We start from the raw sequence: 22882 nt of genomic DNA on the forward strand, positions 1-22882 counted from the left end.
GGTTAGAGCAGGACGGACACGAATGCTGCAGTGCAAAGAGCCGCGTTCTGCCTGCGTTTGTAATCGTGCGCACACAAACACCACATCACACAAAAACCGCATTCTCGTCACACCACTGGCATGCTTGTCCGGCTAATGTCACTGCCATAGTTCACGTCGTAACCGGCATTCGTTTTTCAAAACCGAGGAGGGGCCCATGCAAGACACGCGCACGACTGCGATCCACCTGATCCGCAGCAGCCAGGTCTGCTGGAACACCAACGAGCCCGGTCTCAACGAGATGCTGGCCGATCCGATGACCCAGCTGCTGATGCGCCGCGATGGCGTGCAGGAAGCGGAGATCCGCCGCCTGGCCGCGCGCCTGCGCCAGCGCGCCGCAGACAAGTCGGCCGGCGAGGCCCTGCCGGCGTAAAGACGCCCCTGATTCTGTCAGGCTGAGAAAGCCCGCGGCCCGCCCGGCTGCGGGCTTTTTCCGTCTGGGCAGGGTTTCATTGACGGGCTGGACTGATCGGGGTCAGCAAAATCAGCAGCTTGTCAAAATATGCGACTTATTCTCACTTGCATTCTCAAACGTCCTTCGATACTATGACAGGCATCGGGCGCGGCGGTGGATATCCGCGCCGGAAGGATGTGGATCCCATGCAGGAAAACCAGAGCAGCGAGAGCAAGTGTCCACGGACCCAGCAGTCCAAGAGCGCAACGGTCACCGAGCTGCGCGCCAGCAATCAGGGGCGGGGCGGCAACGCGCGCTACGACAGCCGCTGCATTTTCCGCGGCGGCCGGGAAGTGGAAATCGTTCATAACGGCGAGGAATACCGTCTGCGCATGACCGCCGCCGGCAAGCTGATCCTGACCAAGTAGATTGCCCCGCCAGAAGGAGACGAACCTCATGCAGGTCAGATCTTCGGTGTTGAGATTGTCATTGCTGGGCAGCGCGCTGCTCAGCGTCTGCGATGCCTGCCAGGATATCCGGCGGATTTCCCGCGCCGGATAGGCGCCCAGAGAAGACCGCGCCGCATAGGCGCGACAGCATTCAGAAGACGGCTGCCGCAGCTCCTCCCACCCTGCCTGCGGTCGCCACGCGGCCGGCGATGCGTCCCTCGCGCATCCCGGCCGCAAATCTTTTCAGGACTGAAAGATCAGGCGACGACGACCCAGCCGTCCACCAGCTTGACCGGAAAGTTCTCGATCGCCTTGTTCTTGCACGGGCCGATATAGCAAAGTCCGTCATGGATGGTGAACAGCGCGCCATGGGTGCCGCATTGCAGTGCGGTCTTCTTCATGTTGAAGAATTTGTCAGGCTGCCAGTCCAGCGGCGTGCGCACATGCGGGCATTCGTTGATATAGCCGAACACGCCGCCCTGCCAGCGCACGACAAAGCACTGGAAGCGCTCCTTGCCCTCGCCGAAGCTGAAGCCTTTCGCATCGGTCTCGTCCAGCGCGTCGAACCGCATCAGCTGCGTGCCGGGTCCGGGCTGATTGGGGCGCGGCGGATTGGGGCGGTCGGTCATGATGCGGCTACGCGCTCACGCCGCCCATTTTACAGATCAGCTTCCACGATGCTGCATCGACAGGCGAGACCGACAGCCGCGACTGCCGCAGCAGCGCCAGCTCCTTCAGCTTCGGCTCGGCCTTGATTTGAGCGAGCGAGACCGGGGTCTTTAACGGAAGCAGCGCCTTGACGCTGACCATGCCAAACTTGCCGGTCTCGTCGGTCGGATCGGGGTGATAGAGTTTGCAGACCTCGACGATGCCGACGATCTGCTTCTCATCGACTGAGTGATAGAAGAAGGCGCGGTCGCCCAGCTTCATGGCCTTCATGTTGTTGGCGGCCTGGTAGTTGCGCACGCCGTTCCAGCTCTCGACCTTCTTCTTCACCTGGCTGTCCCAGGACCAGGCGGAAGGTTCGGATTTCATCAGCCAGTAGTTCATTGCTTTTTCCTTATAAGCTAACGGCCTATTGAAGCGCCTGAATACCAAATCCCATCGGTATTCATCACAATGGTCCGCATACCCTTCTGCAAACATCCTGTGTCCACATCCAAGTATCCAGTCCTTATTCGGAGCTTTAAGTCGGTCTCCCAGACGATATCGCAAACTCCATTTCCTGGATCTTCGTAGACTCGCACAGGATGAGGCCCGGAATAGTTCCACACCTCAATCGCTGACATCACAGCGCTAAGGCCATCGTTATATGTAAAAAAGTGGTCATCATTACTGGAAAAGACAGGGCGATCCCCGAGTGTGGTTATGTTTCCATCGTTGCTCACAATGAGAGCTCCCGTCCCTTCGAAGAAAGATAAATCGAGGAGGAAGGCATCTTTTGCAGGCCAGTAACCTATGACACGCGCAGATTCGCACGAACCGGACAGACAAGCATCACTATCGGGGTCGACATCTTCAAAATCGAAAATATACCCATTGTGAAAATAGAGCTTCAGGCGTTCGCCATCTCTGACAGCGTGTCCTGGATGCGCTGTTATGAATCGTGCCTCATCCCTAGCTGAATCATAAGGCGGTTTGGCATCAATGCCGAATGGTGAGGCACTCGCGCAGGCCTGTAAGGTTACAAGGACGCATGCAAGAAGCAGGAAGCGCATCACGTTATGCTTCCGCCTTGAACGGCCTGGCCAGCAGGGCGAACAGCATTTCCTCGATCCCCGCGCCCTGATGCAGCACGGCATCGACCGCGGCGCAGATCGGCAGTTCGACGGCTTTCGCTTTCGCCAGCACCTGCAGGGCGCGCGCGGTATGCACGCCTTCCGCCACGGTGCGGCGGCCGGCCATGATATCGGCCAGCGCTTTGCCTTCACCCAGCGCGATGCCCAGCGACAGATTGCGCGACTGCGGGCCGGAGCAGGTCAGCACCAGATCGCCCAGGCCGGACAGGCCCATCAGCGTCTCGCGCTTGGCGCCCATGGCCAGGCCAAGCCGTGTCATCTCGGCCAGGCCGCGCGTGATCAGCGCGGCGCGCGCATTGTCGCCCAGCCTCTTGCCGATCACGATGCCGCAGGCGATCGCCAGCACGTTCTTCACCGCGCCGCCGATCTGCGCGCCGATCACGTCGTCGGACAGATATGGCCGGAAGGTCGGCCGGCCCAGCCGCTGCATCAGCCGTTCGCCCAGCGCCGCATCCGCGCAGGCCAGCGTGGCGGCCGCTGGCAGGCCGCGCGCGACCTCGGACGCGAAATTCGGCCCGGTCAGGATGGCGATGGGCCGGTTTGGCAATACAGACGCAATGACTTCTGATGGGAGCAGCCCGCTCGCCATTTCCACGCCCTTGGAGGCGACCACCAGCGGCGCATGGCCGGGAAGCTGCTTGCCGATCTGCGCGGCGAAATCGCGTAAACTTTGCGCCGGTACGGCCAGCACCAGCGCGCCGCAATCGTGCAGGTCGCTCAGATTGCCGGTGGCTCTCAATGCGGCCGGCAGAACGACATCCGGAAGATAGGCGGCATTGGCATGGTCGCGATTGATCATCGTCACCACATCGGCATTGCGCGCCCAGAGCAGCGTGTCGCCTTGTTCGGCCGAGAGTGCGGCCAGCGCCGTGCCCCAGGCGCCGCCGCCGATGACCCCGATCTTCATCATGCTTTCACACCTGCATAGGGCTTCGCGGCCGCCATGGCATCGAGTGGCCAGCGCGCGCGCGCCGGCGCTTCAAGGTCATCGATCAACCCTAAGCGAAACCGTTCCAGCCCGGCCCAGGCGATCATCGCGCCATTGTCGGTGCAGAGATTCATCGGCGGTGCCGTGAAGGTCATGCCGCGCTGTGTGCTCAGTCCGATCAGGCTCTCGCGCAGCGCCGTGTTGGCGGCGACGCCGCCGGCCACGACGAAATGTTTCCCGGCCTCACCATGCGCCGCATCGAACATGTGAATCGCGTTGCTGCTGCGGTCGAGGATCACATCCATCACGGTCTGCTGGAAGCTCGCCGCCAGATCGGCTTTGTCTTTATCAGAGGGCATGTCGCCGCAGCTTTCCAGGGCGAGCCGCACGGCGGTCTTCAGGCCGGAGAAGCTGAAATCGCAGCCGGGCTTGCCCTTGAGCGGCTTGGGCAGCGAAAAGCGCGTCGCATCGCCGCTCTTCGCCAGCCGCTCGATCGCCGGGCCGCCGGGATAGCCCAGGCCCAGCAGCTTGGCGGTCTTGTCAAACGCCTCGCCGGCGGCGTCGTCGATGGTGGTGCCCAGGCGCTTATACTGCCCGACGCCCTCGACCATCAGGAACTGGCAATGGCCGCCCGAGACCAGCAAGAGCAGGTAAGGGAAGGGCACGTCGTCGCTGAGCCGCACCGAGAGCGCATGGCCCTCCAGATGGTTCACGGCAATGAGAGGTTTGCCGGCGGCATAGGCCAGCGTCTTGGCCGTCATCAGGCCGACCATGACGCCGCCGATCAGGCCGGGCCCGGCGGTGGCGGCAATGGCGTCCAGGTCGGCCAGTGTGACCCCGGCGTTTTTCAGGCTCTCGGCCACCAGCCCGTCCAGGTGTTCGATATGGGCGCGGGAGGCGATTTCCGGCACCACGCCGCCATAGGGCGCGTGTTCCCTCGTCTGCGAGAACAGGCTATGACTGACGATGCGCGAGACGCGGTCATCCGTGTCCCGCACAATCGCGCAGGCGGTCTCATCGCAGCTGGTTTCGATGCCAAGGACAAGCATCGCCGGTGGTCCGTCCCGAGGTGTGTATCCACAAGTGAGTAGGCCTTAGCATTATGGCACCAGAGCGGCAAGTGAACCCCGGCATCCCCGTCCTCACCATCGGCACGCGCGGCTCGCCGCTGGCGCTGGCCCAGGCGCAGGAAACCCGCGAGCGACTGCTCAAGGCCCATCCGGGCCTGCGCGAGGCCGAGATCGCCATCCGCATCATCAAGACCACCGGCGACCAGATCCAGGACCGGCCCCTGTCCGAAGCCGGCGGCAAGGGCCTGTTCACCAAGGAGATCGAGGAAGCGCTGCTGGCCGGCGAGATCGACCTGGCCGTGCATTCGATGAAGGACATGCCGACGCAGCTTCCCGCCGGCCTGATGATGGCCGTCTATCTGCCACGGGAAGATGTGCGCGACGTGCTGCTCAGTATCGCGCCGATCGGTCTGGCCGATCTGCCGCAGGGCGCCACCGTCGGCACCTCGTCGCTGCGCCGCAAGGCTTTTGTGCTGGCGCGCCGGCCCGATCTGAATGTCGTCAACTTCCGCGGCAATGTGCAGACGCGCATCCGCCGCCTGGAGGAAGGCCTGGTCGCCGCCACCTTCCTCGCCATGGCCGGCCTTAACCGTCTGAAGATCGCGCCCGCCGGCATGCGTGTGCTGCAGACCGACGAGATGCTGCCTGCCGTAGCGCAGGGCGCCATCGGCATCGAATGCCGCGAGAATGACACGCGCGTGATGGAATTCCTGACGCCGCTCGATGACGCGCCGACCCGCATGCGGGTGGAAGCCGAACGTGCGCTGCTGGCGGTGCTCGACGGCTCCTGCCGCACGCCGATCGCAGCCTTGGCCGAACTCGATGGTGTGGGCCTGCGCCTGCGCGGTGCGATCGCGCGGCCCGATGGCAGCGAGCTGATCGAGCTGGAGCAGCGTGGCAATGCGCGCGACGGCGTGGCGCTGGGCGAAGCACTGGGCGAGCAGCTCAAGGGCCGCATGGGGCCTGGGTTCTTCGATGTCTGAGCAGATATAAGCCGTGCGGCTGCTGCTCACCCGGCCCGAGGCGGACTCGCAGGCGCTGCGACAACAGTTGGTCGCGCGCGGCCACAGCGTGGATGTCGCGCCGCTGCTGGCGATCCGGAAAAAGCATGATGTGGACTTGCCGCTGGATGGCGTGACGGCGCTGCTGTTCACCTCGGCCAACGGGCTGCGGGCGTTCTGCGAGGCCACGCCGCGCCGCGATTTCAACGTCTATGCCGTCGGCCCGGCCAGTGCGCTGGCCGCCCGGGCCGCCGGCTTTGCGCAGGTGGAGGCGGCTGGCGGCAATGTCGAGCTGCTGGCGGCGCTGGTGCGCGACCGGCACGCGGCCGCGTCTGGAGCGTTACTGCATGCGGCGGGTTCGGCGCGGGCCGGCGATCTGCAGGCCATGCTGCAGCGGGATGGCTATGACGTGCGGCGCAGCGTGCTGTACGATGCCGAGACGGCGATCGCACTGCCGGCGGATGTGACGGCGCGGTTCGGCGCCGGTGAGTATAACGGCGTGCTGTTTTTCTCTCCCCGCACGGCGGCGACATTTGTTACCTTGGCTGCGGCGGCCGGTGTTTCGGCCGGTGCGGCCCGCAGTGCGGCCTTCTGCCTCAGCGCCAATGTGGCGGCGGAAGTGCAGGATATGGGCTGGGGCCACATTGCGGTGGCGGCCACGCCGTCGGAAGATGACCTCTTGGCTCTGTTATAGGCTGGCCCTGCTCTAGGACGGGATTTTTAAATGAACGACAAGCCCGGACAGGAAAAGATCATCGACGCTGATGTCGAGCCGCTGGAGAAGGCCGGCCGCGGCCGGCGCACCACGCTCATCCTCTACACGCTCGGCGCCATCGTGCTCAGCGTTGCGGTCGCTGTCGGCTACCAGCTCGCGGTCACCGGCCGTCTCGACGATCTGCTCGCCGGTCGCGGCATCACGCCGACCTCTTCGACTCCGGCGCCGTCACGGCCGGCATCGACGCCGGTCGCATCGCCGCCCCCCACCATGGCGGCTGCATCTTCACCCGCTGCGGATTCGCGCGTCGAGGCGCTGGAGCAGCGGCTGGCCGCGCTCACCGCCAGTATCGAGCGCCTGCAGCAACTGCCGGCCGCCAATGCCACCGATCCGCGCCGGCTCAACGAGCTGGAGCAGCAAATCGCAGCCCTGCGCCAGAGCAGCGAGACCACGGCGGCGCAGCGCACGGCTTTGCAAAGCCAGGTTGGCGACTTGCAGGCGCGTGTCGCGGAACTGACGGAGGCACGCAGCGCCGCTTTGCGCGAGCTGGTACGTGAGCCGGTGCTGCAGGCGATTGTCTGGAGCGAGCTGCGCGAGAAGGCCGGCCGCGGCGAGAAATTCGTCAACGAGGCCACCCAGCTCGGCCAGTATGCCGAGGCCCAGGGCGGCAACCTGAAAACCGCCTTTGCGGCATTGCAGCCTTTCGCCGAACAGCCCGCGCCCTCGGCGGCCGCGCTGATCACACGCTTCACGGCCGTTGCTGAACAGCAGCGCGCTGCGCCGCAAGGCCAGGACGCGGCTGGCGCATCCGAGAAAAGCTGGTGGCAGCGCAGCCTCGACAAGATCACCGGCCTGATCAGCATCCGCCGCGTCGGCACGCTCGACAGCGCCACGGTGGAAGGCCGCCTCGATATCGCGCAGGCCGCGCTTGGCCAGGACGATCTGGCGGCGGCGGTCACAGCGCTGGAAGGCATGACGCCGGTCGCCGGCCTGAAAGACTGGCGCGCGCAGGCCGAGGCGCGGCTGAAGCTGGATGCGGCGCTGGACGCTTACGGCGCGGCCCTGCGCGGTCACCTGTCGGTGCGCTGACATGCTGCGTTTGGTGCGTGGCGGTCTTGTTCTTGGCGTGCTGATGGCGGCGGCGGGTTTCGCCGCCTGGATCGCCGACCAGCCCGGCCGTATCCGCATTGCCTGGTTTGATCATGTCATCGAGGCGCCCGCGCCGTTGCTGGTGCTGCTGCTCGGCCTCATCCTGCTGCTCGGTTTCCTGATCACCTGGGCGCTGGCCTGGGCCGCGGCGTTGCCGCAGCGCCGCCGCCTGAAAAAGCAGGCAAAAGGCTACGCCAATTTCGCCGCCGGCATGGTGGCGGTGGCGGCCGGAGAAGCAGACCGCGCCATGGCGCTGGCCGCCAAGGCCGAGAAGCAGCTCGACGATCCCGCGCTGACGCGCCTGCTGATCGCCCATGCGGCGCAGCTCAAGGGCGACGATGCATTGGCGCTGAAGGCGTATCGCCTGCTCAGCCAGGATCCAGGCACGGCGTTCCTCGGTACGCGCGGCCTGCTTGCCGATGCGCGTCGCCGCCACGATCCCGCCGAAGCGCTCGAGCAGGCGCAGCGCGCCTCGCGCCTGCGCCCGTCCTCGCCCTTCGCCGCCGAGGCCGAACTGCGTCTGCTGGTGGAGACCGGCGACTGGGATGCCGCACGCCGGCGCCTCGATCAGGCGCGCAAGAAAAAAGCCGTCACCAAGGAGGCGCAGGTCGCCTTGGCGGCGCGCCTCGACATGGCGGAAGCGCGCGCGGCGCTGTCGCGCGAGGATGCGCGCATGGCGCGGCACTGGGCCGAACGCGCGGCCAAGGCGCTGCCCGAGCATCCGGCCCCGCCGGTACTGATGGCGCAGGCGGCGGATCATCACGCCGCGCGTGAAGCCGCCAGCTTCCATCTGCGCCGCGCCTTTGCGCGTCGGCCGGCCGAGGCCTTTGCTGAAAGCTGGCTGGCCCTGCAGCAGGAGACGGCGCCGGCCGAGCGCATGCAGGCGGCGGAGGATTTCGTCGCTGAGCGCCGGCGCGAAACCGCCAGTCAGTTGCTGCTCGCCGCGACGGCGTTGCAGAACCGGGATTTCGCGGCGGCCCGCGGGTTTCTGGTCAAGGCGGGCCCCGCTGGCGGCGCCATTATGGGTGGAGCCTGGGCGGCGCGTCTCCTCGCGCAGCTGTCGGAACATGGCGATGGTGATGCGGCAGCGGCCGATCACTGGCGGCAGCAGGCTGGCGCGGCGGCCTTGTGGCAGTGTGGCCATTGCGGTGCGGGCGCAGCAGTGTGGACACCGTTATGCAGTGCTTGCGGCAGCTTCGACACGCTCGATCCAACAGAGCTTGGCAGTGTCGCGCCGCTGGCTGCGCCGGCACGGCCGCTCGTCCTTACAAACTTTACATCCACATAATTATCTTAACATCATTGCTGTCGATTCATGGGAGAGTGCCGCATAAGTTGTGGTGCATCCCATTCGGCTTGAAGCTGTATGTATGCAGCATGGCCGAGTGTTCCTGATCTCTGATCTAACGCATGGAGCCAGCGGCATGTTCGGACGTAGCGGCACTGAAATCGCCATCCACAAATCGATGGCAGTGATCGAGTTCGACGTCACCGGCATCATCCTCGATGCGAACGAGAATTTCCTCAACGCGATGGGCTATACGCTGGCCGAAGTGAAAGGCAAGCATCATCGCATCTTCGTCGATCCGGCCGAAGCCGCATCGCCGGCCTATCGCGACTTCTGGGCCAAGCTCGGGCGCGGCGAATACGACGCCGCCCAATACAGGCGTCTTGGCAAGGGTGGGCGCGAGATCTGGATCCAGGCCAGCTACAATCCGATCATCAACAGCTTCGGCAAGGTGTCGAAAGTGGTGAAGTTCGCCACCGACATCACGCGGCAGAAGCTGGAAGACGCCAATTACCAGGGTCAGATCGCGGCCATCGATAAGGCGATGGCGGTGATCGAGTTCAATCTCGACGGTACGATTCTCACGGCCAACAGCAACTTCCTCGCCGCGATGGGCTACACGCTGGCCGATGTGCAGGGCAAGCATCACAGCATCTTCGTCGACCCGGCCGATGCCGCAAATCCCGCCTATCGCGACTTCTGGGCCAAGCTCGGGCGCGGCGAATACGACGCCGGCCAGTACAAGCGCATCGCCAAGGGCGGGCGCGAAATCTGGATCCAGGCCAGCTACAATCCGATCCGCGACATGAACGGCCGCCCGTTCAAGGTGGTGAAATTCGCCACCGACATCACGCAGCAGAAGATGCAGGAGGCCAATGCCTCGGGCCAGATCGCGGCCATCGACAAGGCGATGGCGGTGATCGAGTTCGATCTCGACGGCAAGATTCTCACCGCCAATCCGAATTTCCTCACCGCCATGGGCTACACGCTGGCCGAGGTACAGGGCCAGCATCACCGCATGTTCCTAGATCCCGCCGATGCCGCGGCGCCGGCCTATCGCGACTTCTGGGCCAAGCTGCGGCGCGGCGATTACGATGCCGGCCAGTACAAGCGGCTCGGTCGCGGCGGCCGCGAGGTGTGGATTCAGGCCAGCTACAATCCGATTCTCGACCTCAATGGCCGGCCCTACAAGGTGGTGAAGTTCGCCACCGACATCACCACGCAGGCACTGGCGATCCGCGCGATCATGTCGGTCTCCGACACGGTGACATCCGCATCCGGTGAAATCATCGAAGCGAGCCAGGACCTGGCGCAGCGCACGGAACACCAAGCCGCCACAGTGGAGGAAACCGCTGCTACCATGCATGAGGTGACGGCGACGGTGAAGCAGAATGCCGAGAATGCCGGCAGCGCCAGCAGGCGCGCCCATGATGCCACCGAGGCCGCCAACGAGGGCGGCCGCATCATGGCGCAGGTGACCGATGCGATGACGGCGATGCAGGGCTCGGCCGAGCAGATCGGCACGATCATGGCGATGATCGACGAGATCGCCTTCCAGACCAACCTGCTGGCGCTGAATGCTTCGGTGGAAGCGGCGCGCGCCGGTGAAGCCGGCAAGGGCTTCGCTGTCGTGGCGCAGGAAGTACGCGCATTGGCCCAACGTTCGGCCAATGCGTCGAAGGAGATCAAGGCACTGATCCAGAAATCGAACGGCGAGGTGCGTCACGGCGCCGATCTGGTGGCTCAGGCCGCCGGTGCTCTGGAAAAGATCGTCGGCGGTATCTCGGGTGTGGGCGATATCATCGGCGAGATTGCCGCCGCCAGCCGTCAGCAGTCCTCGGCGCTGGAACAGATCAATGCCGCCGTCACCAATATCGACGAGATGACCCAGCGCAACGCCGCCATGGTGGAAGAGAGCCGTGCCGGTGCGCACCGGCTGCAGGAACAGGCGCAGGAACTGGAGCGCGTGGTGGACTCGCTGCGCGGCGATGTGCAGAACAACACGCCGTCGGAGCAGCAGCGCTATCTGCAGGCGGCGGAGTAATCCGCCGCCGCGTTACCCGGCATCCTGGTCGGCGCGCGGCAGCAGTTCGTAGGGCGGCTTGAAGCCAGGCATCGCTGTGATGCGGTCGGCCCAGGCTTTCACATGCGGCCAAGTGGTGATGTCGAACTTGCCTTCTTCCATATAGGCGACGATGCAGTAGACGCCGATATCGGCGATGGTCGGCTGTTCGCCGACCAGGAAACGCGTGTCCTGCAAAAGGTCGTTCAGCACCGCGAGGCCCCTGTCGGCGCCCTGGCGCGTGTAGTCCATCACCGCCGGATCAGCCTTGGCGAAGCGCTCGAAAAAGCGCGTGCGGTTGATACCCGGCTCCAGTCGGTCGGTTTCCCAGACCAGCCATTCACGGATGCGCTGGCGCTGTTCCGCCGTCTGGCCGTGAAACTTGCCGGTCTTCTCGGCGATGTATTCCAGGATGGTGTTGGCCTGGCACATATTGAAGCCGTCATGCACGATCGCCGGCACCTGGCCGTAACGGTTGATGGCGAGGAAGTCGGGGGCCTTGTGCTGACCCTTGGCCAGGTCGACATGGCGGTAGTCGAAGGGCAGGCCGCAGAGGCTGAGCATCAGGCCGACCTTGTAGGTCGGCGAGGACAGGAAACTGCCGTAAAGCGTGTAAGCGGCGGCCATGATGCGGCAATCCCCCCGGAAATCGCGTCAAGTGCCGGATATTCTGGACAAATATCTGGCAGTCCGTAGTCGTTTTGAGGCCATTGGCGGCTTGCCAACCGGCCGGTCGGGCCGTATTTTCCGCGCGCTGTCCATCGGGGTCAACCCGCCAAGGGTTTCTCGGGGGCGGCCCGTGTGCCGGCGTAGCTCAGGGGTAGAGCAAGACTTTCGTAAAGTCGAGGTCGGGGGTTCAATTCCCTCCGCCGGCACCATTCTCGCTTCTGCCCGATATGGCGCGCGGGCTGCATTCAGCCACGGGGCGCGGGTTTGCTCTTCAGTTCCATTCCATTCCTGTACGGTTTCCTGCCGCTGACGCTGCTGGGCTACCACCTGTTGTCGCGCCATATCGGCATGATCTCGGCCGCGGTCTGGCTGGTGGCGGCCTCGCTGGTCTTCTACGGCTACTGGAAGATCGACGACCTGCCGCTGCTGCTCGGCTCGATCTTGCTGAATTTCGTCTGTGGCTGGCTGCTGCAGCAGCGCATGGGAGGGCGCGGCCTGATCCTGGCGGCCGGCATCGCCGCCAACCTGCTGCTGCTCGGCTATTTCAAATATGCTGGTTTCTTCTGCAGCGCGCTGCTGGGCGATGCCGCCAGCTGCAAGACGCTGGGCCGCGATCTGCCGCTGGCAATCTCCTTCTTTACCTTCACGCAGATCGCCTTCCTGGTCGATGCCTGGCGCGGTCAGGTGCGCGACCGCGATCCGCTGCGCTATGCGCTGTTCGTGGTCTTCTTCCCGCATCTGATCGCCGGCCCGATCGTGCATTATCACGATATCGGGCCACAGCTCGCCGACCGCGCGCGCTTCCGCATCACGGCTGATAATCTCACGCTCGGCGGCGCTATCTTCATTGTGGGCCTGTTCAAGAAGATTGTGCTGGCCGACCGCTTCGGCGCCATCGCCTCGCCGATCTTCGCCGCCGCCGATGGCATGGCCGGCCTGTCGCCGGCCACCGCCTGGACCGGCGCCATCGCTTACACGCTGCAGCTCTATTTCGATTTCTCGGGCTACAGCGACATGGCCGTCGGCCTGGCGATGATGTTCGGCATCCGCTTCCCTGCCAATTTCCATTCACCCTACAAGTCGACCAGCCTGATCGAGTTCTGGCGCCGCTGGCACATCACGCTGTCGCTGTTCCTGCGCGACTATCTCTACATCCCGCTGGGCGGCAGCCGGCACGGGGCCTGGCGCCGCTACGCCAACCTGCTGATCACCATGGTGCTGGGCGGCCTGTGGCATGGCGCCAACTGGACCTTCCTGCTCTGGGGCGGCCTGCATGGCATCGGCCTGGCGATCAACCATCTCTGGCGCAGCGTCGCCCCGGCCGCCTGGCGCAGCCGTGCGGGCCGGCCGCTCATAACCGTGACGGCCTGGCTGGTGACCATGCTCTTCGTGGTCGGCTGCTGGGTCTGCTTCCGCGCCGGCAGCATCGATACGGCGTTGAAATTCTATGCCGCGATGATCGGCCTCGGCCCGGCAGATGCGGTCGCCACCGGCCTGCCGGTGCGTCGCTACCTGCTGCTGCTCGCCGGCATCCTGCTCTGTGTCATCGCGCCCAACACCAATCAGCTGTTCGGCATCCCGGTGCGCGGCATCACGCTGGTGCCGCCGGCCGTTATGCTACGCTTCGACCGCCGCCTGGTCGATCTGCTTGCTCTTGCCGTCCTGCTCGGCCTGTCTCTTGCCACCCTGCTGAACAATGCGCCGTCTGAATTTCTCTATTTTGACTTCTAGGGTTTCGCCCCGCCGCTTTGCTGCCGCGCTGGCACTGCTGGCGGCGGTGACCTTTGCCGGGGTCAATGCACATATTCCCTTCAGCCTGGCGCTCGATCCTTTCGGCCTGTGGCGCGATACCGGCCCGCGCCGCATCCTGACCAACGAACGCCTGAGCAAATACCTGCTGGCGCAGCGCTATGTCCCGATGAATTTCGACGGCGTGCTAATCGGGCCGTCCTTCTCCGCCAATATGGACACGCGGCAGATCACCGGCAGCCGGCTTTACAACCTGTCGGTCAACGGCGCCAACATCACCGAGCTGCGCCAGATCTTCACGCCGGCGGCGCGCGCCCAGCAGGGCCATTTGCGCTACATGGTGATCTGCCTCAATCCCTATATCGTCGCCAACAGCGGCTTCAAGGACGAGACGCTGCGCTGGTCCTCGCCCTGGGAGGCGGCGCTGCTGGCTGCGCCCTCGCGGCGCGCCACCTGGCGGTTGCTGCGCGGCAAGGTCGAGCCGATTTTCGCGGAAAGCGAAGCGGGCTGGCACAACTTCGATCTCTACAAGACGCGTCAGGTCACGATGTTCAATACCGAGCGGCTGAATGCTCCGGCATCGCCATCGCCGGATGTGCGCCCGATCCCGATTGATCCCGGCGCGCTGGCCGACCTGCGCGCACTGGTCGCTGTTGCGCATGACGCCGGCATGCAGGTCTTCGCCTTTTATTTCCCGACCGACCGCAAATCCTTCGACGACCTCTACCAGCCGGTCTGGTCGCAGTTCCGCGCCACCATCGAGACGGCCTTCCGGCCCGGCGACGTGGTCTGGGACATGAATATCCCAACTTACGACCATATCCGGCGCAACCCGGAAGCCTATACGGACGGCCATCTCAGTCAGATCGGCACCCGGCTCGCGTTGGAGGATGTTCAGCGTCAGCTGGATGCCCACCTCAAGGCGCATCACTGATCTGTATACGGTTTCGACTCGCTGGGGTTCCGACAGATCGTCGCATGCAAGAGCATGCTGTTGCCCGGCGCAGGCATAGAGCGGATATTGTGTCGCCTCGAAGTTAGCGAAAGTCGCATCATGCAGCGTCCCTCCCCGACCAAGACCGAACGCACCTTCGGCGAAGACGAGATCATTGTGTCCAAGACCGACCTCAAGGGTCGCATCACTTATGCCAACGAGGTTTTTTGCCGCGTCGGACTGTATAGCGAACACGAATTGGTTGGTCAGCCGCACAGCATCCTGCGTCATCCGGACATGCCACGCTGCGTGTTTCAGCTGCTCTGGGAGACCATTGCCGATGGCCGCGAGATTTTCGCCTATGTGAAGAACCTGGCGAAGAATGGTGACTTCTATTGGGTCTTCGCCCATGTCACGCCGAGCTACAATGCGCAGGGTGTCATTGATGGCTATCACTCCAATCGCCGACGGCCCGATCCTGCCGCCGTGCAGCGGATTGCGCCGATCTATGCCGCGTTGCTGGCGGAGGAGGCGCGCCATGCCGATCGCAAGCAGGGCCAGGCGGCCGGCTATGCCCTGCTGCAGAAAACCCTGGCCGACAGCGGCCAAGGGTATGATGAATTTGTTTTCTCGCTTGCTGCCTGAACCCGGAGGCTTCTCCTATGTCGTTTTTTTCCGGTGGACGCCAGCGCGCCGCTCTTGAGATTCTGGCCAGTGTCTGCAACCGCGCGGCTGCCGGCGATCTGTCGGCGCGCGTGGTCGAAACTGAAGGTCACCGTGAACTGACGCCGGTCCTGCAGGCACTGAATCGCCTGCTCGATCGCACCGATGCCTTCATCCGTGAGTCGGGGGCGTCTCTGACCCATGCTGCCGAAGGCAAGTTTTATCGTCCCTTTCTGTTACGCGGCATGCCCGGCGACTTCCGGCGCGGCGCCCAGATCATCAACACGGCGCGCGAAGCGATGCACGACAAGGCTAAAACTGCTGTCGCGCTGGAACAGCAGATCGCGGCCGAACGGGCGGCGAACGAGGCGCGCGCGCGGGAAGAGCGTGGGCGGCTGGCCGACCAGTTCGAACATGATGTGATGTCCGTGGTGAAGGCGGTGGAGAAGTCTGCCGCGACGCTGCATGACAATGCCGGAACCATGACGGCGGAAGTGCACGCCGTGCAGGAGAAGGCGGCTTCAGTCGCGCAGTCGGCCGAACAGTCCAGCGCCAATGCGCAGGCGGTGGCCTCGGCGGCCGAGCAGCTCAACGCTTCGCTGGCCGAGATCGACCGGCAGGTTCAGGAGTCGCGCGGCGCCAGCCAGGCGGTGGCGCAGGAAGTCACGCGCGCCGGCAATGCCGTACAGGATCTCGCGGTAGCCAATCGCAAGATTGACGAGGTGGTGGAGTTCATCAAGTCGGTCGCCTTCCAGACCAACTTGCTTGCCCTCAATGCGAGTGTTGAGGCAGCGCGTGCCGGCGAGGCCGGTAAGGGCTTCGCCGTCGTGGCGCAGGAAGTGCGCAATCTGGCGCAGAAGACCGATGAAGCCGCGCGCAGCATCGCCGGCCAGATCGCGGCGATCCAGCGTGCCTCCGATAATACCATTGCCGCCATCGAAGTGATCCGCGCCCAAGCCGATACGCTGAATGATCGTGTCGGCGTGATGGCGGAATCGATCAAGGAGCAGGCCAGCGCTACCGCGGATATCAATGACAATATCCAGGAAGCGGCATCCGGCATCGAAAGCGTGTCGGGTCATGTCGGCCAGATCGGCGATGCGGCCGGTACGGCTGGCGATGCGGCGGGGCAGGTCGGCGCCACGGTAGAAGGCCTGCATGAGCAGGCCGGCATGCTCAATCGCCAGGTGCAGGGCTTCCTGACGCATATCCGCACGATGTAAGTGCGTCTTTGCAGGCGTATGCTACAGTCTGAAGGCCATTATATCCTGAAGGACAAGGCGGCCAGCAGCAGGTTGGGTTTCTCGGCGCTGCCGAAGGGCAGCAGCAACCGGTCATAGGCCGTGTGCTGGGCGCCGTCGTAGAAATCCGCCGGCACGAAATCGTTCACGGGGCGCGCCAGACTCAGGCAGCGACGATAGCTCGATGTGCTGGCGATGGCCCGTGGCGTCAGGATGATTTCCGACAACCGCCGCCCGGTCATATCGAAGCCCAGCCGCGCGGCGCTGATCGCCGAGAAGCGGTGGAAAAAGAAATCGCCATCGCTCAGATTCTCGATCACATGGATGCGGCTGATCCAAGGCGCGAGGTCGTCGGCGGAGAAGGAGTTCCAGGCGGGAAAACGGCGTGTGTCGGCGCGCTGGCGCCAGAGCGCCAGCAACGGCTGCAGGTCCTGAGGGAGATCGGTCTCGGCTAACACAGTCACGATGGCACAGGTCCGAAGGATCGACGCTGTTCGCTTGTAGCATGCCCAGATACCCGGATCGGTAAAAATATGTGAAATACCGGGCAGTTATGCCCTCCATTAGCGTCTTTGTGCGAATAGCGGCCATCGCTGTCTCACCCGCGCGGGTGACGGCGCAGGGAGACAATTTCGCGGCAATTCTGCTGTTGCGATCCGGCGCGCCGGACAGTCTGATGCGCCGAGCTTCGCAACGCCGGACCAGCCCCATGTATGTGCCCGCCCATTTCGCCCAGCGCGATTCTGCGCCTCTGTTCGACCTGATCGAGGCCAATGCCTTCGGCCTGCTGCTGTCCACATCCGGAGGCGTCATCGGCAGCCATGTGCCCTTCCTGCTCGACCGCGGGCGTGGCGACCACGGCACGCTGGTCTGTCATCTCGCCGCCGCCAATCCGCAGGCTGCGCTGCTCGACGGGCAGGAGGTGCTGTGCATCTTCCAGGGCGTGCATGGCTATGTGTCGCCGAACTGGTATGCCAAGAAACCCGCCGTGCCGACCTGGAACTACCAGGCGGTGCATGCCTATGGTACGGCGACCGTGTCGCGCGATCCGGCGGTGCTGCGCGGCATCGTCGACCGGCTGTCGAAGGTCTACGAAGGCCCGGATGGCTGGCAGCTCGACGATGAGCCGCCGAGCTTCTTCGAGGGCATGGCGCGCGGCATCGTCGGCATCGAGATTCCGGTGACCAAACTGGAAGGCAAGTTCAAGCTAAGCCAGAACCGCCCGCTCGCCGACATCGACGGCGTCATCGCCAACCTGCGGCGTCTGGGCGGCGAAGGCAATCTGGCGCTGGCCGATGCCATGGCGCCCATTGCTGAAATAAAGCGGAGCGCCGAGAAAACGCGCGGCACATAAAAAAGCCCGGTATCGCTACCGGGCTTTTCCAGATCCTGAGACCAGCCGTCAGTCGGCGGCGTCCTTCATCTCGTGGCCTTGCTCGTCCTCATCGTTGGCTGCCGTTGCCGCGTTGCCGTCGACGCGGAAATGACCGACCAGTTCGGCCAGCTGACGCGCCTGATTGGCCATCGCCTGGGCCGAGGCATTGGTCTCCTCGACCAGCGCGCCGTTGCGCTGGGTCATCTCGTCCATGTTGACCACGGCACCGTTCACTTCCTCCAGGCCACGCGCCTGTTCGGTGCTGGCGGCCGCGATCTCGGCCACGATGTCCGACACCTTCTTCACCGAGTTGACGATTTCGGTGAGCGAGCTGCCGGCCTGATTGACCAGCGCTGCGCCCGACTTGACCTGGCTGTTCGAGGCCGCGATCAGCGTCTTGATCTCCTTCGACGCATTGGCCGAGCGCTGTGCGAGCGCGCGGACTTCCTGCGCCACCACGGCAAAGCCCTTGCCGGCTTCGCCGGCACGGGCCGCTTCCACCGAAGCATTCAAAGCCAGCAGGTTGGTCTGGAAGGCGATCTCGTCGATCAGGCCCACGATGTCGCTGATCTTCTGCGCGCTGCCTTCGATCTCGCCCATGGCCGACACGGCTTTCGCCACGATGCTGCCGCCGGCTTCCGCCGTGTTGCGCGCCGATCCAGCGAGCTGGTTGGCGGCCTGGGCGTTGTCGGCATTCTGCTTCACCGTCGCCGTCACCTGGTGCATGGAGGCCGCCGTCTGCTCCAGCGCCGCCGCCTGGGATTCCGTGCGGCTCGCCAGATCCTGGCTCCCCGTCGAGATCTCGGCCGAAGCGTCGCGCACGGCCGCGGCCGCGGTGTTGAGCTGCGTCATGGTGCTGGCGAGCTGCTCGCTCACCTTGTTGGCGTCGCCGGTCAGCTGGGCGAACAGGCCCTGGTAGTTGCTGCGGATGCGATGGGTGAGGTCGCCCTCGGCCAGCTTATGCAGCATGGTGCCAAGGTCGCCCAACGCCCGCTCGACGGTGCCAAGCAGCTGGTTCACGCCACCGCCCAGTTCCTGCATCACGCCGGCGATGCGGCTGGTGTCGATGCGTTCGCTCAGGCGGCCGGCATTGGCCGCATTGACGATGTCACCCACCGCGCTCTTCAGCAGCGCTTCCTGCGCCTGGCGTTCGGTTTCGAAGCGCTCGCGGTCGGACTCGATCTGCGTCTGCAGCCGCTGCGCTTCCTGGCCCTGGTCCTTGAACACCTGCACGGCGCGCGCCATGTCGCCGATCTCGTCGCTGCGTTCGGTGCCCACCACGTCGGCGGCCCAGTCGCGCTTGGCCAAGCGGTCCATGGTGCCGGTGGTGGCGACGATCGGGTCGATCACGCGGCGGCCGATATAGAGCCAGCCGATCACCACGGCGGAGACCAGGCAGATCACGGCGATGATCGCCATGGTGATCTGGGCGAAGTTGATGGCGGTCATCGAAGCCGAGGCTGACTTGGTGGCGTCGCTGCGTGCGGCCGAAACCAGCTGGTCGACCGCATCCGACAGCGCCAGCGTGGCCGAGCGGCCTTCGCTGAGCGCCGACAACGCCTGGCTGGCGGCGGCCAGTTCGGAGCGACGGACGCTGAACAGGCCGTTCTCGCCTTCGCTGACCCTGGCGATGCTGTTGACCATGTCCGAGATTTCCTTGTTCGGGAAAGTCGACTCGACCGTGTCGAGGGTCCGCAGCATCTCGGCCTTGGTATTGATGTTGTCGACCTGGATCAGTTCGACGGCTTCCGGGCTTTCGGCCTGTGCCGCGACGGCCAGCATGCCGACGCTCAGGTTGGTCTTGGCGACCAGGTCCTGCATGGCGCGCGCGCCAGCGACCTGTTTGTCGAGAATGCTCTGGATCATTTCCGCCGCGCCTTTGCCGGTGGCGCGCGAGACCAGTTCGAATTCCATGGTCATGTCCATCACCGCCTGGTCGACCGCCGGCTGGGCGATGAACAGGAAGTTGGCATGATTGTCGGTCATCGTCTTGGTCAGGGCCTGACGCTTGGCGTTGAGCGCAAGGCGCTCCTTCACCGAAGAGTCGATGCGCTCCATCGCATCCGACAGGCGGGTGAAGGCGTCTTCAGCTTCCTGACGCAGTTCGGCCGGTGCGTCGGTGGCCTTCACCTGGGCCAGCGTCTGGGTGATCCTGGCCAGCTTGCCCTTCACCACCGAACCGGCGGTGCTGCGTTCGGCGTCGTTGCTCGCATAGGCCAACGCCGGCGCGGAGGCGGCGAGATCGGCGCTCTGCGCCGACAGGGTCAGTGCGGCGCTCACCGCCGGCAGGCTGCGCTCGGTGACGAGGCCCAGCGCGCCGCGGACCTGACCGAAGAAGGCGAATGAGATGAGACTGGAAACCACGGCCATGGCGGCGATGATACCGACGGCCAGGAACAACTTCTGACGGATGCCGAAACGCATTCTTGCGCTCCCCCTAACTTACCCCAGACTACAGACTGCGCCTGGATAATTGCGCATGCAACCCTCCATTACAGCCAGAGTGTCGCAGCTTCCTCAAAACATGGTTAAAGCCGCGCGGGGTATGGACCGCGCCTATGTTTCGGGCACAGCCAGGGGTTTCATCGCATCACATCGATGCGGCAGCGTGCGGCGGATAACTCCAAGAGGTTATACGATGCGACAGGGCTTGCCGGAATCTTCCGAATTCTTTCCGGCCGGCACCCGTCGCATGCGTCATGTCAGAATTCCTGCCAGTCGTCGTCAACGACCGGCGCGGCCGGCTTTGGCGCGGGCTTCGGTGCTGCCGGCGCGGCGGCGGGGGCGGGCTTCGGTGCCGGCTTCGCTGTGGCCTGCGGCTTGTCGACGGACAGTTTGACGACAGGCGCTTTGATGACGGGCGGCTTGCTGGCTGGCGCCTTGGTCTCTGCAGTCACGGCTGGTTTCGCTACCATGGCAGGTGGCGCGGCCTTGGCCGCCGCCATATTGCCAAGTTTGAAGAAGCCGACCAGTTCGGCGATCTCGCGGCCCTGGTTGGCGAGCGCCTGCGCCGAGGCCGAGGTTTCCTCCACCAACGCGCCATTGCGCTGGGTGGTTTCATCCATGCTGCCGACCGCGGTATTGATCTGGTCGAGGCCGGTGGCCTGCTCGCGCGAGGCCGCCGCAATCTCGGCCACGATGTCTGTCACCTTCTTCACCGCGCTGACGATTTCCGCCAGCGACGATCCGGTCTGGTTCACCAGGGCCGCGCCGGTCTTCACCTGGGCGTTGGACTCGCTGATCAGCGCCTTGATGTCCTTGCTGGCATTGGCCGAGCGCTGGGCCAGTGCGCGGACTTCCTGCGCCACCACGGCAAAGCCCTTGCCGGCCTCGCCGGCACGGGCGGCTTCCACCGAGGCATTGAGTGCCAGCAGGTTGGTCTGGAAGGCGATCTCGTCGATCAGGCCAACAATGTCGCTGATCTTCTGCGCGCTCGCCTCGATCTGCGTCACGGCGGTGACGGCATCGGCCACCACGCTGCCGCCCTTTTCAGCGGTGTCGCGGGCGGCCGTGGCGAGCTGATTGGCCGCCTGCGCGTTATCGGCATTCTGGCGCACGGTGGTGGTAATCTCGTGCATCGAAGCGGCCGTCTCTTCGATCGAGGCGGCCTGCGATTCCGTGCGGCTCGCCAGATCCTGGCTGCCGGTGGAGATTTCGCCCGAGGCATCGCGCACGGCACTGGCGCTTTCGGCCAGACGGCTGGCAACATCGCGCAGGCGCGTCACCGTCTCGCGGGCGGCATCGGCGAGCGTGCCGAAGGCGCCCTGGTAGCTGCCGGCAGTATTGGTGGTGAGATCGCCCTGCGACAGGCCTTTCAGCACCCGGCCCAGATCGTCGAGCACGCTCTGCATGGTGTCGGCCAGGCCGTTCATCTGCTGCGACAGTTCGCGGAAGACGCCATCCTTGTTGGCCAGATCGATGCGACGCGAGAAGTCGCCATTGCCGACGGCGGCGCAGAACTGCGCGATCTCGCGGCTGACGGCTTCCTCGGTCGAGCGTTGCTCGGCCATGCGGTTGCGTTCGGCTTCGGCGCGACTGCGCTCCTCGGCCTCCATGCGGGTTTTTTCTTCGGCGTTGCGTTGGAAGATGCCCAGCGCGCGCGCCATGTCGCCGACCTCGTCCTGGCGCTCGCCATGGCCGATCTCGGCGGACTGGCCCTCCGCGATCCGCGTCATCGTCACCGTCATGCCGCCCAGCGGGCTGATCACGCGACGCAGGAAGAAGACAGCACCGGCCAGCAGCAGCAGCACGACGACGACGGTGATGGCGCTCACCATCCACAGGGTCTGGCTGCGCTCGGCGATCAGCTTGTCGGCGACGCGCAGGGCTTCGGTGATGGCGGCGTCGCGCAATTCGCCGGCCACATAAAGCGCCGGGTTATGGCGGGTGCGGAATTCCGGCGCGGTGAAGGGCCATTGGCCGCCCTTGTCGCTGCCGGCGCGGATTTCGGCATAAAGTGCGGGCAGGCCGCTGCCTGGGGTGAAGTAGCCGGTCTCGGTCTTGGCCACCACGGCCTTTAAATCCTGCGAGGCATCAATCATACCCAGCGTCATGCCGATGCGGGCCCAGAGCGCATTCATGCGGCCGGTATAATCGGCATAGCGCGCCTCGGTCTCGGGCGTGATCGGCTTGCCAGAGACGATCACATTCACCATCACAGTGCCGCGTGCGCCGGCATCGGCGCGCATGTCGGCGGCCAGACGCGCAATGGTCATCGGCGCGGCGACATCGCTGTCAGCGCGCGCAATGCCGGCATCAATCGCGTTCAACAACGGCGTCATGCCGGTGATCAGCGCGACCAGGGCCGGCGAATAGCCCTGCAGCACATCGCGCGGCCGGTCGGCCAGCGGCCGGGGCAATGCTTCGTCGACGCGGCGGCGCCAGTCGGTCACGCTGCTGCGTGTCTTTTCGATCTGGCCGACATCGACGGCCGGATGACGGCTCTGTCGCGCCAGCACCAGCACGCGGTCGAAGGCGGCATCGGTATTGGCACGCGGCTTGGCGATGCCGTCGCTCTTGGGATCGTAGGTCTTGTTGTCGAGCAGCGCGCCATTGTCGACGCCGCGTTCAATGCCGATGATCTCGTTCAGGCGCATGATCTCGCCCTGCACGGCGGCCAGGCTGCGGGCGACCACGGCACTGTCGCGGTCCTCATAGGCATCGCGGATCAGGGCGCCGGCCAGACCGAGTACCACCACGGCGATGGCAACGACAAATAGCAAGAAGCTGCTTTTAATACGCATGATTTTTTATCCCGGGGAATGCATGTCGTACTCTGTATACGACGAAAGTCTTTCACAGCCATTAAGTCCGCCATAACGCGCCCATAAAAAACGCCCTGTCTGTTGTATGCAGAC

The 22882-nt window shown here is 64.6% G+C and carries 21 protein-coding genes and 1 tRNA gene; 13 read left to right on the forward strand and 9 right to left on the reverse strand.

All coding sequences use genetic code 11. From position 1 onward, the window contains the following. The first annotated feature begins 196 nt into the window (after window positions 1-196). Both AC1RRT_RS09415 and hemP read left to right on the forward strand, forming a co-directional pair. Window positions 197-412 carry a hypothetical protein gene (locus AC1RRT_RS09415; RefSeq protein ID WP_493013533.1) on the forward strand — a complete coding sequence of 72 codons (216 nt, stop codon included), beginning with the start codon at window positions 197-199 and terminating at the stop codon, window positions 410-412. A 227-nt stretch (window positions 413-639) separates the two neighbouring features. Next, window positions 640-861 carry a hemin uptake protein HemP gene (gene hemP / locus AC1RRT_RS09420; RefSeq protein ID WP_493013534.1) on the forward strand — a complete coding sequence of 74 codons (222 nt, stop codon included), beginning with the start codon at window positions 640-642 and terminating at the stop codon, window positions 859-861. Window positions 862-1139: 278 nt separating this feature from the next. Here the strand turns inward: hemP and AC1RRT_RS09425 are convergent, their stop codons facing one another. The 5 genes from AC1RRT_RS09425 to tsaD are packed head-to-tail and all read right to left on the reverse strand — an operon-like array spanning window position 1140 to window position 4658. Then, window positions 1140-1511, reverse strand: coding sequence for a Rieske (2Fe-2S) protein (locus AC1RRT_RS09425; RefSeq protein ID WP_493013535.1), 372 nt, complete (start codon window positions 1509-1511; stop codon window positions 1140-1142). A 7-nt stretch (window positions 1512-1518) separates the two neighbouring features. Beyond that, window positions 1519-1932, reverse strand: coding sequence for an EVE domain-containing protein (locus AC1RRT_RS09430; protein ID WP_493013536.1), 414 nt, complete (start codon window positions 1930-1932; stop codon window positions 1519-1521). Between the two features lie 17 nt (window positions 1933-1949). Continuing rightward, on the reverse strand, window positions 1950-2600 hold the full coding sequence (locus tag AC1RRT_RS09435) for a hypothetical protein (protein WP_493013537.1): 651 nt from the start codon (window positions 2598-2600) through the stop codon (window positions 1950-1952). Between the two features lie 4 nt (window positions 2601-2604). Further along, on the reverse strand, window positions 2605-3591 hold the full coding sequence (locus tag AC1RRT_RS09440) for an NAD(P)H-dependent glycerol-3-phosphate dehydrogenase (RefSeq protein WP_493013538.1): 987 nt from the start codon (window positions 3589-3591) through the stop codon (window positions 2605-2607). Continuing rightward, window positions 3588-4658: a tRNA (adenosine(37)-N6)-threonylcarbamoyltransferase complex transferase subunit TsaD gene (tsaD, locus tag AC1RRT_RS09445; protein WP_493013539.1), complete on the reverse strand. Its 1071-nt coding sequence runs from the start codon at window positions 4656-4658 to the stop codon at window positions 3588-3590. The genes AC1RRT_RS09440 and tsaD overlap by 4 nt, the downstream gene beginning before the upstream one ends. A 71-nt stretch (window positions 4659-4729) precedes the next feature. Here tsaD and hemC point away from each other — a divergent pair, with 71 nt between their 5' ends. The 5 genes from hemC to AC1RRT_RS09470 all read left to right on the forward strand — a co-directional run bounded on the left by hemC (window position 4730) and on the right by AC1RRT_RS09470 (window position 10876). Further along, window positions 4730-5662, forward strand: a complete 933-nt coding sequence (gene hemC, locus AC1RRT_RS09450; protein ID WP_493013540.1) for a hydroxymethylbilane synthase — start codon at window positions 4730-4732, stop codon at window positions 5660-5662. A 13-nt stretch (window positions 5663-5675) separates the two neighbouring features. After that, on the forward strand, window positions 5676-6374 hold the full coding sequence (locus AC1RRT_RS09455) for a uroporphyrinogen-III synthase (protein ID WP_493013541.1): 699 nt from the start codon (window positions 5676-5678) through the stop codon (window positions 6372-6374). 30 nt (window positions 6375-6404) lie between these two features. Beyond that, entirely contained in the window at window positions 6405-7484 is a 1080-nt protein-coding gene (locus AC1RRT_RS09460) for a COG4223 family protein (RefSeq protein ID WP_493013542.1), read from the forward strand. 1 nt (window position 7485) lies between these two features. After that, window positions 7486-8832: a heme biosynthesis HemY N-terminal domain-containing protein gene (locus AC1RRT_RS09465; RefSeq protein WP_493013543.1), complete on the forward strand. Its 1347-nt coding sequence runs from the start codon at window positions 7486-7488 to the stop codon at window positions 8830-8832. 136 nt (window positions 8833-8968) lie between these two features. Next, window positions 8969-10876, forward strand: a complete 1908-nt coding sequence (locus tag AC1RRT_RS09470; RefSeq protein WP_493013544.1) for a methyl-accepting chemotaxis protein — start codon at window positions 8969-8971, stop codon at window positions 10874-10876. 12 nt (window positions 10877-10888) lie between these two features. Here AC1RRT_RS09470 and AC1RRT_RS09475 read toward each other — a convergent pair whose 3' ends face one another. Then, a complete protein-coding gene (locus AC1RRT_RS09475) occupies window positions 10889-11521 on the reverse strand; it encodes a glutathione S-transferase family protein (protein WP_493013545.1) in 633 nt (210 codons plus the stop codon). A gap of 176 nt (window positions 11522-11697) precedes the next feature. Between AC1RRT_RS09475 and AC1RRT_RS09480 the strand changes: the two genes are divergently transcribed. From AC1RRT_RS09480 to AC1RRT_RS09500, 5 genes are all read left to right on the forward strand, one after another. After that, window positions 11698-11772: transfer RNA gene (locus tag AC1RRT_RS09480), tRNA-Thr, on the forward strand. Between the two features lie 55 nt (window positions 11773-11827). Next, window positions 11828-13294: an MBOAT family O-acyltransferase gene (locus AC1RRT_RS09485; protein ID WP_493013546.1), complete on the forward strand. Its 1467-nt coding sequence runs from the start codon at window positions 11828-11830 to the stop codon at window positions 13292-13294. Then, a complete protein-coding gene (locus AC1RRT_RS09490) occupies window positions 13284-14246 on the forward strand; it encodes a hypothetical protein (RefSeq protein ID WP_493013547.1) in 963 nt (320 codons plus the stop codon). Before AC1RRT_RS09485 ends, AC1RRT_RS09490 begins: the two co-directional genes overlap by 11 nt. Window positions 14247-14366: 120 nt before the next feature. Further along, window positions 14367-14891 (forward strand): PAS domain-containing protein, encoded by a 525-nt coding sequence (locus tag AC1RRT_RS09495; protein WP_493013548.1) that lies wholly within the window; start codon window positions 14367-14369, stop codon window positions 14889-14891. Window positions 14892-14908: 17 nt separating this feature from the next. After that, window positions 14909-16132 carry a methyl-accepting chemotaxis protein gene (locus tag AC1RRT_RS09500; RefSeq protein WP_493013549.1) on the forward strand — a complete coding sequence of 408 codons (1224 nt, stop codon included), beginning with the start codon at window positions 14909-14911 and terminating at the stop codon, window positions 16130-16132. A gap of 38 nt (window positions 16133-16170) precedes the next feature. Here the strand turns inward: AC1RRT_RS09500 and AC1RRT_RS09505 are convergent, their stop codons facing one another. After that, window positions 16171-16614, reverse strand: a complete 444-nt coding sequence (locus tag AC1RRT_RS09505) for a hypothetical protein (RefSeq protein ID WP_493013550.1) — start codon at window positions 16612-16614, stop codon at window positions 16171-16173. A gap of 245 nt (window positions 16615-16859) precedes the next feature. On the opposite strand from AC1RRT_RS09505, the gene AC1RRT_RS09510 reads away from it, so the two are divergent. Next, on the forward strand, window positions 16860-17504 hold the full coding sequence (locus tag AC1RRT_RS09510) for an FMN-binding negative transcriptional regulator (RefSeq protein WP_493013551.1): 645 nt from the start codon (window positions 16860-16862) through the stop codon (window positions 17502-17504). Window positions 17505-17552: 48 nt separating this feature from the next. Here AC1RRT_RS09510 and AC1RRT_RS09515 read toward each other — a convergent pair whose 3' ends face one another. Together AC1RRT_RS09515 and AC1RRT_RS09520 are read right to left on the reverse strand one after the other, a co-directional pair. Beyond that, window positions 17553-19949: a methyl-accepting chemotaxis protein gene (locus tag AC1RRT_RS09515; RefSeq protein ID WP_493013552.1), complete on the reverse strand. Its 2397-nt coding sequence runs from the start codon at window positions 19947-19949 to the stop codon at window positions 17553-17555. Window positions 19950-20227: 278 nt separating this feature from the next. Next, the gene (locus AC1RRT_RS09520; RefSeq protein ID WP_493013553.1) at window positions 20228-22768 is read right to left on the reverse strand and encodes a methyl-accepting chemotaxis protein; all 2541 of its coding nucleotides are present in this window, start codon (window positions 22766-22768) and stop codon (window positions 20228-20230) included. Window positions 22769-22882 lie beyond the last annotated feature (114 nt).

It is taken from the genome of Ferrovibrio sp. GW821-FHT12B10 (assembly GCF_058807515.1).

Coding starts and splice junctions, on each gene's coding strand:
- AC1RRT_RS09415 (WP_493013533.1), top strand. CDS start 197: ATGCAAGACACGCGCACGACTGCGATCCACCTGATCCGCAGCAGCCAG.
- hemP (WP_493013534.1), top strand. CDS start 640: ATGCAGGAAAACCAGAGCAGCGAGAGCAAGTGTCCACGGACCCAGCAG.
- AC1RRT_RS09425 (WP_493013535.1), bottom strand. CDS start 1,511: ATGACCGACCGCCCCAATCCGCCGCGCCCCAATCAGCCCGGACCCGGC.
- AC1RRT_RS09430 (WP_493013536.1), bottom strand. CDS start 1,932: ATGAACTACTGGCTGATGAAATCCGAACCTTCCGCCTGGTCCTGGGAC.
- AC1RRT_RS09435 (WP_493013537.1), bottom strand. CDS start 2,600: ATGCGCTTCCTGCTTCTTGCATGCGTCCTTGTAACCTTACAGGCCTGC.
- AC1RRT_RS09440 (WP_493013538.1), bottom strand. CDS start 3,591: ATGATGAAGATCGGGGTCATCGGCGGCGGCGCCTGGGGCACGGCGCTG.
- tsaD (WP_493013539.1), bottom strand. CDS start 4,658: ATGCTTGTCCTTGGCATCGAAACCAGCTGCGATGAGACCGCCTGCGCG.
- AC1RRT_RS09460 (WP_493013542.1), top strand. CDS start 6,405: ATGAACGACAAGCCCGGACAGGAAAAGATCATCGACGCTGATGTCGAG.
- AC1RRT_RS09465 (WP_493013543.1), top strand. CDS start 7,486: ATGCTGCGTTTGGTGCGTGGCGGTCTTGTTCTTGGCGTGCTGATGGCG.
- AC1RRT_RS09470 (WP_493013544.1), top strand. CDS start 8,969: ATGTTCGGACGTAGCGGCACTGAAATCGCCATCCACAAATCGATGGCA.
- AC1RRT_RS09475 (WP_493013545.1), bottom strand. CDS start 11,521: ATGGCCGCCGCTTACACGCTTTACGGCAGTTTCCTGTCCTCGCCGACC.
- AC1RRT_RS09495 (WP_493013548.1), top strand. CDS start 14,367: ATGCAGCGTCCCTCCCCGACCAAGACCGAACGCACCTTCGGCGAAGAC.
- AC1RRT_RS09500 (WP_493013549.1), top strand. CDS start 14,909: ATGTCGTTTTTTTCCGGTGGACGCCAGCGCGCCGCTCTTGAGATTCTG.
- AC1RRT_RS09510 (WP_493013551.1), top strand. CDS start 16,860: ATGTATGTGCCCGCCCATTTCGCCCAGCGCGATTCTGCGCCTCTGTTC.
- AC1RRT_RS09515 (WP_493013552.1), bottom strand. CDS start 19,949: ATGCGTTTCGGCATCCGTCAGAAGTTGTTCCTGGCCGTCGGTATCATC.
- AC1RRT_RS09520 (WP_493013553.1), bottom strand. CDS start 22,768: ATGCGTATTAAAAGCAGCTTCTTGCTATTTGTCGTTGCCATCGCCGTG.